Origin of the sequence: Pontibacterium sp. (assembly GCF_041587635.1) — a bacterium.
GTDB lineage: Bacteria > Pseudomonadota > Gammaproteobacteria > Pseudomonadales > Balneatricaceae > Pontibacterium.
In genome coordinates this window covers 1-9,157 of the sequence record NZ_JBFGYC010000104.1, presented here as the reverse complement: position 1 = coordinate 9,157, position 9,157 = coordinate 1, and the positions used below count along the sequence as shown (strand labels likewise).

Genomic DNA, 9,157 nt, shown 5'->3' with positions numbered 1-9,157 from the left:
TGCGGGGTGGAGCAGCCTGGTAGCTCGTCGGGCTCATAACCCGAAGGTCGTCAGTTCAAATCTGGCCCCCGCTACCAATGAATAGTCGTGAGAAGTAAGCTGTTAGCTACCAAGCAGTAAAAGAGGCCAGCCTAGTGCTGGTTTTTTTGTGCCTGAAATTTGGCTTTCGAATCTCGAATCTAATGCAGTGGTTGTCAGCCGGGTGCCGAGTATTTGTCTGGTGACTGATTCTGTGTAGGGTTGTCTTCAGGCAACCGGGCAGACGTCAGCGTGTCTTCTGATTCTGTAGGAGCTGTTCGTGCTTCTCAGGCGCGCCGGTCGTCTATAGTAGCCTTGTCGCCGGTCTTATGATCAGCCTATTGATCGGTTACAGCTGCACCTCAGAAGAGGTGCAGTATAGGGGCGTGGTTTAACCCATTTGAGACTGCAGGTAGTTCTGGATGCCGATTTTGTTAATCAGGCTCAGCTGCTGCTCCAGCCAGTAGGTGTGGTCTTCTTCTGTATCGCGAAGCAATACTTCCAGAATCTCGCGAGTTTGGTAGTCTTTTTCCTGTTCGCAAACGGCAATGGCGTCTTTCAGTGCCTGACCTACTTCATATTCGACTTGTAGGTCATTGGTTAGCATTTCAGGAACATCTTTGCCTACACGCAGGGGGTCGCGGGAGGCAACATCGGGTGTGCCTTCCAAAAACAAAATGCGCTCGATCAGCGCCGATGCGTGCTCCAGCTCTTCTTCCTGTTCGTGCGAGATGCGTTCGTGGAGTTTTTTGAACCCCCAGTCTTCGTACATGCGAGAATGGATGAAGTACTGGTCTGCTGCGGACATCTCGTTGGTGAGTAGTTTATTCAAGATGTCGATAATCTTGGTATTGCCTTTCATGTGTCTGCTCCTTTGTGCAATCAGTCATCCAGTGTGGACTGGAGATAGTTTGGCAGGCCGATATTACTGATCAGGCTGAGCTGAGTTTCCAGCCAGTCGATGCGTTCTTCTTTAACTTCCAGAAGCTTTTCCAGCAACTCGCGGCTGATGTAGTCCTGCAGTGCTTCTGCTTCGGCGATAGCTGCGACCAGCTCCTTACGTGCTTCTGTATCTAGCTGGTAGTCCCCTTTAAAGATCTCTTCGACATCTTCGCCCAGAATCAATTTTCCCAGATCCTGCAGGTTGGGCAGGCCTTCAAGGAACAAGATGCGTTCGATAACATCGTCCGCTAACTTCATTGCTTTGATTGATGCTTTATATTCGTGTTCGTTCAGCTCTTCAAAGCCCCAGTTTTTGCACATGCGGGCATGTAAGAAATACTGGTTGATGGCGGTTAGCTCGTTTCTCAGTACCTGGTTGAGGTGCCTAAGTACTTTTGGATCACCTTTCATAGATAGCACTCCGCGGTTTATTGTGTTTTCCGGACAGGGTAGCGGACAGTATAGATCAGTCGTTTCTCTATCAGGAATGTGGAAAATCTGTTGCAGAGCAGATTGTCCTGTATGAAAAAAATTAATGCAATTGATATTGCAAACTGTTCTCATTAAGGTGTAGTATCTGGTCATCTCTTAACCAGAGGCTTGATTATGTACGTCTGTATCTGCAACGCTGTCACTGACCGCGATATTATGAAAGCAATTGATGAAGGTGTTTCTACCGTGGAAGGGTTGGGTGAAACGCTAAATGTTGGTACATGTTGTGGCCGCTGCACAAGTTGTGCAGAAGGTTTGATACAGAGTACACAGATGAAAGCAGGATACGATAACGATCCGATGCAGCTGGCGGTCAGTGCCTGATCTGATTGCAGCGTTTCTCTGTATTTTGTTGATTGATAAGAATGATAGATAAGCCTGAATGGGAAACTGTTCAGGCTTTTTTGTGTGCTAGCGGCGATTAAAGTTTGCCAAGTCGACGTTCAGAAAGTGCTGATAGTCCCACATATCAGAAAGCAGCTCAGGATAGTATTCGGGTTTTATCAGATAACACCAAGCGGTGTGATCGTTTGTTGAGGTTGAGACCCTGACCCTTTCCCGCCTATAAAGGTAGCCTTCATATCTGTCTAGATGCTCTATATCTGCCGAGGTCAGTTCCTGATAAAGCATGCCATAGGTGGTTTTCCCGTTTGCCGGACGAATCCCGGGAAAGGTCTGTTGTCTGACCTTGAAGCAGCCGAAGTCTTGAAGCTCCGCAGGAGTACCGGGCTGGACAACGCGTTGCGTAACTCGGTTGATGATTTTCGGCACCATCAAGGTGCCATAGCAAAAGAGAGAATTCTGCATTAGGTTTTGGGTGTTTTTATATTGGTTGAGCCCATCATACCGCTAAGTGCGTAAGAAGTGAGTCGGGATAATCTATGTTTTTTCGACCGGTCCGATTTCGTGGCTGAAGGTTTGGGAACTTGTTCTTGCTTGTGCTGCCTGAATAGAGCCGTGGGTCTGAATAGCATATCCCTTTATATATCTAAGAGGTGTGCATTAGACTGAGAGTATATTGGATAGCTTTAAGGTGAGCGCAGGAGTGAAAGATGCCTCTTAAAATGGTTGGTGTATCTGGAGTGTTGTTGACGATGTTGCTGGCAGGTTGCGCCGGACAGCAGCAAGGCCGGTTAGATCTGGCTTGTCGGCAGGGGATCGAAATTGCTTACGATGAGTTGAGCTTTGCGCGCAGTCAGGGATTTAGTGGCTCTGTTGCATGGGGCAAGGCTGCAAGCTTGCTTGGGGCTGCGAAAGTGGTAGAGCAGGTCGAAAACTATCAGCAGTGTGTTGATAATGTTGAGAAAGCCCGGTTTTATATCCGCCAGTCTCAGGGCAGTTGATACTGCATCAGAATCAGGTCTTCGCCCCGTTGTTGATAACGTATCAGTTGTTTCTGATATTGGGGTGGTGTGGATTCGTCTGCCGGTGCGAAGCCAGCTTTGGCGTAAAATTCCTGCAGATGTTGATAGGGAAAGCAATAGCAGGCTTGTTGCTTCCAGTAACTGCTGCATGCTTGTAGCAGTATGCCCCCTAAGCCTTGTCCTCGAAGTTCTTGAGCTACCCAAAGGCCTCGTAAAAGCGTGCCTTCTGCGGTGGGGGTAAAGCGCACAGCCGCGATTGTCTTGTCATCTGTTTTTAACCAATAAGCCTTGTCCCTGCTATCTGCTTTGCCTTTGTGTCCGTTGCGCTTATAAAAGCGATTCAGTAGGTAGAGTTCTTCTTCTGTTGCTGCTGAAACATACGGCTGAGTACTCAGGGGTGGCAACGTTTTAATCCTTAGTCATCGATTGATAAATGCTTTTGCCCCGATTGGCTGCAGGGGCTTTCTCTGTGATGTTGGAGCAAAGTTGTGTTTTGGTGTTAAGGCTATTCCCTGAGAGGGGGTATAGATCTTATGTGGTTGATGGGTGGCTTATTTTAACGCTATGGGTTTGGCTATAGTAGTTTAATCCACACCTCCAACTTTGGTCAGGATGGGATGGTTCATGAAAGTGTCATCTATTGCACACGGATAGTGCTCGCGCTGCCTTTTTTGCACTGCAATATGGCTGTCTTAGTTTTGTCATAGGGCGCTATCGGTGTAAGAAAGGAGTTATTCTGTATGTAACCTATTGTTTTTTTAAGATTATTTATTGTGATGGCATGGGGTGTGCTGGATAGGTGGTAGATCATCAGAATATTTGAAGTCCGAAGGGGGATATATCAATGATGAAACCATTTGCAAAAGCACTTGTAGCTGCCGGTTTGATGACGGCCTCGGTAACAGCTTCAGCAGGCTTGTCCGCTAATATCGGTGCGATGAGTGATTACTGGTTCCGCGGTTTGGATCAGACCGGAGCAGGCAACGGTGCTTCTATGATGGCGGGCCTTGATTACGATCAGTCAGGCTTTTACATCGGTACTTGGGCTGCGGACGTGTCCAATGGGCTGGAATATGATCTTTACGCAGGTTATGAAGGTGAAGTCGAAGGTATCGGATACGGTGTTGGTGTTACAGGTTACTTCTATACCGAAGAGTCTTTTATTGATGGCTCCTATGAAGAGCTAAATCTGTCCCTGTCGTATGGCCCGGTTAGTGTGAGCCATAACATAGGTACTTTTAAAGATGATACTGCGGGGCCTGATGTTGATTACAGCTTTACGTCGTTAACAGGTGAGTATGCAGGTGGTTACCTTACATACGCTGTTTACGGTGACGAAGTTGACGGGGATTACGTTGAAGTAGGTTACGGTCTGACGTATGAAGGGCTGGACTTTGGTGTGGCAGCGATCTTTCCGGACGAGGACGCCTCGGCTGCGAATAATTGGGTGAGCAGCAGCAATACTGTCACGCTGACCATTGGCAAGAGCTTTGATTTGTAGGCTGTCCTACTAGTCAGTGATTGGTCTCACTCTTGGGTGGGGTATTTTTATATCTGACGGTTGGTTATTGCTACAGAAGTAAAGGCTTCAGTCAGGTGTTTGGGGCAGTGTGGGGCTCTTAATGTCGTTATGCGGGCTGAGTTTCACTAATGTGGCATGGGCAAACAATAGCCATACATCAGATATAGAAAGCCTAATGGAATGGGCATAAAAAACCGCAGCGTTTGCTGCGGTTTTTTTTATTGCGTCAATGGTCGGGGCTTAGTCGCACAATGCGTCTAGTTTCTTCTTAAGAATGCCGTTGACTGCGCCAGGGTTGGCTTTGCCACCTGTTGCTTTCATAACTTGTCCCATAAAGAAGCCTAGCATTTTACCGCGCTTGTCGGGTTCGGCTGCTTTGTATTGCGCTACCTGTTTATCCGCTTTAGAGATAACCTCGTCGACAATCGATTCAATTGCACCGGTATCGGTTACCTGCTTCAGGCCTTTGGCTTCGATGATTTCGTCAGCGCTTCCGCCTTCCGCCCACATCACTTCAAACACTTGCTTGGCAATCTTGCCGGAGATGGTGTTGTCCTTGATGCGCTCAACCAATCCGCCAAGTTGTTCGGCAGAAACCGGGCTGTTAGCAATGGTGGTGTCGTTTTGGTTCAGGTGCTTGGACAGTTCGCCCATGACCCAGTTTGCAGCCATTTTTGCATCGTTGGCGGCTTTTGCGACGATTTCGAAATAAGTGGCGAGATTGTGGTCACCTGACAGGACCATCGCATCGTAGTCGCTCAGCTTATATTCCTCGATGAAGCGTGCTTTGCGTGCGTCCGGAAGCTCGGGCAGGCTGTCGCGTACGGCGTCGATGTAATCTTCGTCGATAACGATAGGCAGCAGGTCCGGGCAGGGGAAGTAACGGTAGTCGTTTGCTTCCTCTTTGGAGCGCATAGAACGCGTTTCGTTTTTGTTGGCATCGTACAGGCGGGTTGCCTGTATCACGCGCCCGCCATCTTCAATCAAATCGATCTGACGCTCGATCTCTCCGACAATCGCTTTTTCGATAAAGCGGAAGGAGTTGATGTTTTTGGTTTCGGTGCGAGTGCCAAACTCTTCCTGACCTTTAGGGCGTACGGAAACGTTGCAGTCACATCGAAATGATCCTTCTGCCATGTTGCCGTCGCAAATGCCCAGACTGGTCACCAGCGCGTGGATCTTGCGTACGTATGCGACCGCTTCTTCCGCAGTACGCATATCCGGTTCGGATACGATCTCCAGCAGCGGTGTGCCTGCCCGGTTAAGGTCGATACCGGTCATGCCGGGGAATTCATCATGCAGCGATTTGCCTGCATCTTCTTCCAGATGCGCGCGGGTCACGCCGATGCGTTTGCTGGTGCCGTCTTCCAGTGTTATATCGATATGGCCAATGCCAACGATTGGGTGGAATAACTGGCTGGTCTGGTAGCCTTTTGGCAGATCCGGGTAGAAGTAGTTCTTGCGGTCAAATACCGATGTGCGACCGATCTCGGCATCAATCGCCAAGCCGAACTTCACCGCCATGCGCAGCGCTTCTTCGTTAAATACCGGCAGGGTGCCTGGCAGCGCCAGATCAACGGCGCATGCCTGGGTATTAGGTTCGGCACCAAATGCAGTGCTGGCACCGGAAAAGATTTTGGATTTTGTGGCGAGCTGGGCATGGATTTCCAGCCCGATTACCGCTTCCCATTCCATTATACGTTAACCTCTCAGATGCCTTGTGGTGCTTGCTTGTGCCAGTCAGTTGCCTGTTGGAACTGATGGGCGACGTTCAGCAGTTTCTGTTCTGCAAAATAGTTGCCGATGATCTGCAGGCCCACAGGCAGACCTTCGGTCTGACCACAAGGGATAGAGATGCCAGGCATACCTGCAAGGTTCAGGGAGATGGTGAAGATATCTTCCATGTACATTGCGACCGGATCGGAGGTTTTCTCGCCCAGCTTAAATGCAGGGTGAGGTGTGGTTGGCCCCATGATGACATCAACTTCATTCAGCGCATTCACGTAATCTTGCTTGATCAGGCGGCGAATCTGCTGTGCTTTTTTGTAATAGGCATCGTAGAAGCCTTCGGACAATGCGTAAGCGCCCACCATGATGCGGCGTTTAACTTCCGGGCCAAAGCCTTCGCCACGAGAGCGCTTGTACAGATCTTCCAGATCAACCGGGCTTTCACAGCGGTAGCCGTAACGTACACCGTCGAAGCGGGACAGGTTAGATGAGGCTTCTGATGGCGCGATGATGTAGTACGCCGGAATCGCCAGCCCGGTATTAGGCAGGCTGACCTCTTTAACGGTTGCGCCCAGCGCTTCATATTCTTTGATTGCGGCTTGAACCTGCTGTGCAATCGCAGGGCTGAGGTCATCCGGGAAGAACTCTTTTGGCAGGCCAATTTTCAAGCCAGCCAGGGGCTTGCTCAGGTCTGCGGTGTAATCCGGTACGTCTTTCTGCATGCAGGTGGAGTCGTTTGGATCAAACCCTGCCATGACGTTCAGCATCATTGCTGCATCTTCTGCGGTGCGGGTCATCGGGCCACCCTGATCCAGAGAAGAAGCAAATGCGATCATGCCGAAACGGGATACGCGACCGTAGGTCGGTTTCAGGCCAGTAATGCCGCACAATGCAGCAGGTTGGCGGATGGAGCCGCCAGTATCGGTGCCTGTCGCTGCCGGAGCGAGTAATGCGGCTACCGCTGCTGCGGAGCCACCGGATGAGCCGCCGGGTACACAGTCTGTATTCCAAGGGTTACGCGCAGGTCCGTAGAAGCTGGACTCGTTGGAAGAGCCCATCGCGAACTCGTCCATATTGGTTTTGCCAAGCATGACGGCGCCTGCCGCGTTGAACTTATTCACAACAGTAGCGTTGTACGGCGAGATAAAGTTGTCCAGCATTTTAGATGCACAGCTGGTGCGCACACCCTCGGTGCAGAAAATATCTTTGTGAGCAATGGGCAGACCGGTGAAAGCACCTGCATTACCGGCTGCGCGTGTGGCATCGGCGGCATTGGCCTGTTCAAGTGCCAGCTCGCCGGTCACTGTGATGTAGCTGTTGTATTTGCCATCTTCCGCTTCGATGCGGTCAAGGTAGGCTTGCGTCAGCTCGACACTGCTGAAATCGCCGTTTTCCAGCCCCTGGGCCAGTTCGGCTAGCGTTTTGTCAAACATGAGAATTTGAGTCCTTCGATATTCCGATAAGGTGCAAGAAGTGGTTCGTCATTAATAGAGTGGAGATCACTCAATAACTTTAGGAACCTGGAATAGACCGTTTTCCACGGCAGGGGCAACCGATTGGAGATTATCGCGATTGTTCTCTTCGGTTACCGCGTCTTTGCGCAAGCGCTGAACGGCATCCAGCGCGTTCGCCATAGGCTCAACATTACTGGTGTCTACGGCCTGCATCTGGTCGACCAGATCCAGAATGTTAGACAGATTTTGGGTGTATTCCGGGATATCCTGCTCATCAATTTGCAGGCGTGCCAGATGGGCAATTTTTTCCACATCAGAGCGGTCTAGAGCCATAGTTGCTTCTCGCTGGGTTGGAAGTCGTTTTGACGAAAAGAGATTAGCAGATAACGTTACCACATCAGCGGTTTTACATGAAGGCTAGGCGGACGGTTTGAGCCGTCCGTGTCTTGGATGCCGGGGTGGCTCTTGAGGTTTTTTACGTTTGATTTGGGTGTCGCTTATTTCCGACTTTGTCGGTGGAACGGCGACAGTTTTTTTACAGGGGCACCTAAATGGCCAAAATAGGCCAACTCATTTGGTTTTGAGTGCTTCAGACGCGCTTTCAATCTTGCTGAAATGGCACCCGATTGTTAGAGTTAGCTGTTTATTATAGTGCTCACTCAGTCCTTTATAATCCCAGGAATAAGTATTCCATGCTCAAGAAAATTCGTGGCCTTTTTTCCAGCGACCTGTCCATCGACTTGGGCACCGCTAATACCCTGATTTTTGTTCGTGATAAGGACATTGTTCTTGATGAGCCTTCTGTTGTAGCGATACGCGAAACGGGCAATCAGAAATCGGTTGCTGCGGTAGGTGCCGACGCTAAACGTATGTTGGGTCGTACACCGGGGAATATCACCGCTATTCGTCCGATGAAGGACGGTGTCATCGCTGACTTCCATGTGACCGAAAAAATGCTGCAGTACTTTATCAGCAAAGTACATGACAACAGCTTTCTGACTCCCAGCCCTCGTGTGCTGGTGTGTGTGCCATGTAAATCTACACAGGTAGAACGTCGTGCGATCAAAGAATCCGCGATGGGTGCGGGTGCACGTGAGGTTTACCTGATTGATGAGCCAATGGCTGCGGCAATTGGTGCGGGTCTTCCAGTTGAGGAAGCGCATGGTTCTATGGTGGTTGATATCGGTGGTGGTACTACCGAGATTGCTGTGATTTCCCTGAACGGTATTGTGTATGCCGATTCTGTGCGCGTGGGCGGTGACCGCTTTGATGAATCTGTTGTCACTTATGTTCGCCGTAACTACGGCAGCTTGATTGGTGAATCTACCGCCGAGCGTATCAAGCAGGAGATCGGTACCGCATACCCGGCTAGCGAAGTGCGTGAAATTGATGTGCGTGGCCGCAATCTGGCGGAAGGTATTCCACGCAGCTTTACGCTGAACAGCAACGAGATCCTTGAATCGTTGCAAGAGCCGCTGTCGGCTATCGTCCAGTCTGTTAAGAGTGCGCTGGAACAGTGTCCGCCTGAGCTGGCATCGGATATCGCAGAACGCGGTATCGTATTGACCGGTGGTGGCGCATTGTTGCGTAATCTGGATCGTTTGATCAGCGAAGAAACCGGTTTGCCGGTGGTCGTT

General features: G+C 50.1%; 11 protein-coding genes and 1 tRNA gene. 5 read left to right on the top strand and 7 right to left on the bottom strand.

The features are described from left to right. A tRNA-Met gene (locus tag ABYW01_RS07475) sits at positions 1 to 77 on the top strand. Between the two features lie 332 nt (positions 78 to 409). On the opposite strand, the gene bfr (ABYW01_RS07470) is transcribed toward ABYW01_RS07475, so the two are convergent. Both bfr (ABYW01_RS07470) and bfr (ABYW01_RS07465) read right to left on the bottom strand, forming a co-directional pair. Further along, positions 410 to 880, bottom strand: coding sequence for a bacterioferritin (gene bfr / locus ABYW01_RS07470; protein ID WP_372831860.1), 471 nt, complete (start codon positions 878 to 880; stop codon positions 410 to 412). Between the two features lie 20 nt (positions 881 to 900). Beyond that, complete coding sequence (bfr, locus tag ABYW01_RS07465; RefSeq protein ID WP_372831859.1) at positions 901 to 1,371, bottom strand: bacterioferritin; 471 nt, start codon at positions 1,369 to 1,371, stop codon at positions 901 to 903. A 195-nt stretch (positions 1,372 to 1,566) separates the two neighbouring features. Here bfr (ABYW01_RS07465) and ABYW01_RS07460 point away from each other — a divergent pair, with 195 nt between their 5' ends. Next, complete coding sequence (locus ABYW01_RS07460) at positions 1,567 to 1,776, top strand: bacterioferritin-associated ferredoxin (RefSeq protein ID WP_372831858.1); 210 nt, start codon at positions 1,567 to 1,569, stop codon at positions 1,774 to 1,776. 87 nt (positions 1,777 to 1,863) lie between these two features. Here the strand turns inward: ABYW01_RS07460 and ABYW01_RS07455 are convergent, their stop codons facing one another. Further along, positions 1,864 to 2,259, bottom strand: coding sequence for a gamma-glutamylcyclotransferase family protein (locus ABYW01_RS07455; protein ID WP_372831857.1), 396 nt, complete (start codon positions 2,257 to 2,259; stop codon positions 1,864 to 1,866). A 245-nt stretch (positions 2,260 to 2,504) separates the two neighbouring features. Between ABYW01_RS07455 and ABYW01_RS07450 the strand changes: the two genes are divergently transcribed. After that, the gene (locus ABYW01_RS07450; protein WP_372831856.1) at positions 2,505 to 2,795 is read left to right on the top strand and encodes a hypothetical protein; all 291 of its coding nucleotides are present in this window, start codon (positions 2,505 to 2,507) and stop codon (positions 2,793 to 2,795) included. On the opposite strand, the gene ABYW01_RS07445 is transcribed toward ABYW01_RS07450, so the two are convergent. Next, positions 2,783 to 3,220, bottom strand: coding sequence for a GNAT family N-acetyltransferase (locus tag ABYW01_RS07445; protein ID WP_372831855.1), 438 nt, complete (start codon positions 3,218 to 3,220; stop codon positions 2,783 to 2,785). The two genes, ABYW01_RS07450 and ABYW01_RS07445, sit on opposite strands and share 13 nt — an antisense overlap. A 440-nt stretch (positions 3,221 to 3,660) precedes the next feature. On the opposite strand from ABYW01_RS07445, the gene ABYW01_RS07440 reads away from it, so the two are divergent. Beyond that, positions 3,661 to 4,317, top strand: a complete 657-nt coding sequence (locus ABYW01_RS07440; protein ID WP_372831854.1) for a TorF family putative porin — start codon at positions 3,661 to 3,663, stop codon at positions 4,315 to 4,317. A 261-nt stretch (positions 4,318 to 4,578) separates the two neighbouring features. On the opposite strand, the gene gatB is transcribed toward ABYW01_RS07440, so the two are convergent. The 3 genes from gatB to gatC form a co-directional block, all read right to left on the bottom strand. Further along, a complete protein-coding gene (gatB, locus tag ABYW01_RS07435) occupies positions 4,579 to 6,033 on the bottom strand; it encodes an Asp-tRNA(Asn)/Glu-tRNA(Gln) amidotransferase subunit GatB (RefSeq protein WP_193952825.1) in 1,455 nt (484 codons plus the stop codon). A gap of 14 nt (positions 6,034 to 6,047) precedes the next feature. Further along, positions 6,048 to 7,499, bottom strand: coding sequence for an Asp-tRNA(Asn)/Glu-tRNA(Gln) amidotransferase subunit GatA (gene gatA / locus ABYW01_RS07430; protein WP_372831853.1), 1,452 nt, complete (start codon positions 7,497 to 7,499; stop codon positions 6,048 to 6,050). 66 nt (positions 7,500 to 7,565) lie between these two features. Then, positions 7,566 to 7,853: an Asp-tRNA(Asn)/Glu-tRNA(Gln) amidotransferase subunit GatC gene (gene gatC / locus ABYW01_RS07425; RefSeq protein WP_372831852.1), complete on the bottom strand. Its 288-nt coding sequence runs from the start codon at positions 7,851 to 7,853 to the stop codon at positions 7,566 to 7,568. Between the two features lie 359 nt (positions 7,854 to 8,212). Here gatC and ABYW01_RS07420 point away from each other — a divergent pair. Continuing rightward, positions 8,213 to 9,157 (top strand): rod shape-determining protein (locus ABYW01_RS07420; RefSeq protein WP_372831851.1); only part of this gene is annotated, 945 nt, incomplete at its 3' end.

What these genes read in the sequence shown, in the direction of transcription:
- bfr (WP_372831860.1), bottom strand. Translation starts at nt 880, where the DNA reads ATGAAAGGCAATACCAAGATTATCGACATCTTGAATAAACTACTCACC.
- bfr (WP_372831859.1), bottom strand. Translation starts at nt 1,371, where the DNA reads ATGAAAGGTGATCCAAAAGTACTTAGGCACCTCAACCAGGTACTGAGA.
- ABYW01_RS07460 (WP_372831858.1), top strand. Translation starts at nt 1,567, where the DNA reads ATGTACGTCTGTATCTGCAACGCTGTCACTGACCGCGATATTATGAAA.
- ABYW01_RS07455 (WP_372831857.1), bottom strand. Translation starts at nt 2,259, where the DNA reads ATGCAGAATTCTCTCTTTTGCTATGGCACCTTGATGGTGCCGAAAATC.
- ABYW01_RS07450 (WP_372831856.1), top strand. Translation starts at nt 2,505, where the DNA reads ATGCCTCTTAAAATGGTTGGTGTATCTGGAGTGTTGTTGACGATGTTG.
- ABYW01_RS07440 (WP_372831854.1), top strand. Translation starts at nt 3,661, where the DNA reads ATGATGAAACCATTTGCAAAAGCACTTGTAGCTGCCGGTTTGATGACG.
- gatB (WP_193952825.1), bottom strand. Translation starts at nt 6,033, where the DNA reads ATGGAATGGGAAGCGGTAATCGGGCTGGAAATCCATGCCCAGCTCGCC.
- gatA (WP_372831853.1), bottom strand. Translation starts at nt 7,499, where the DNA reads ATGTTTGACAAAACGCTAGCCGAACTGGCCCAGGGGCTGGAAAACGGC.
- gatC (WP_372831852.1), bottom strand. Translation starts at nt 7,853, where the DNA reads ATGGCTCTAGACCGCTCTGATGTGGAAAAAATTGCCCATCTGGCACGC.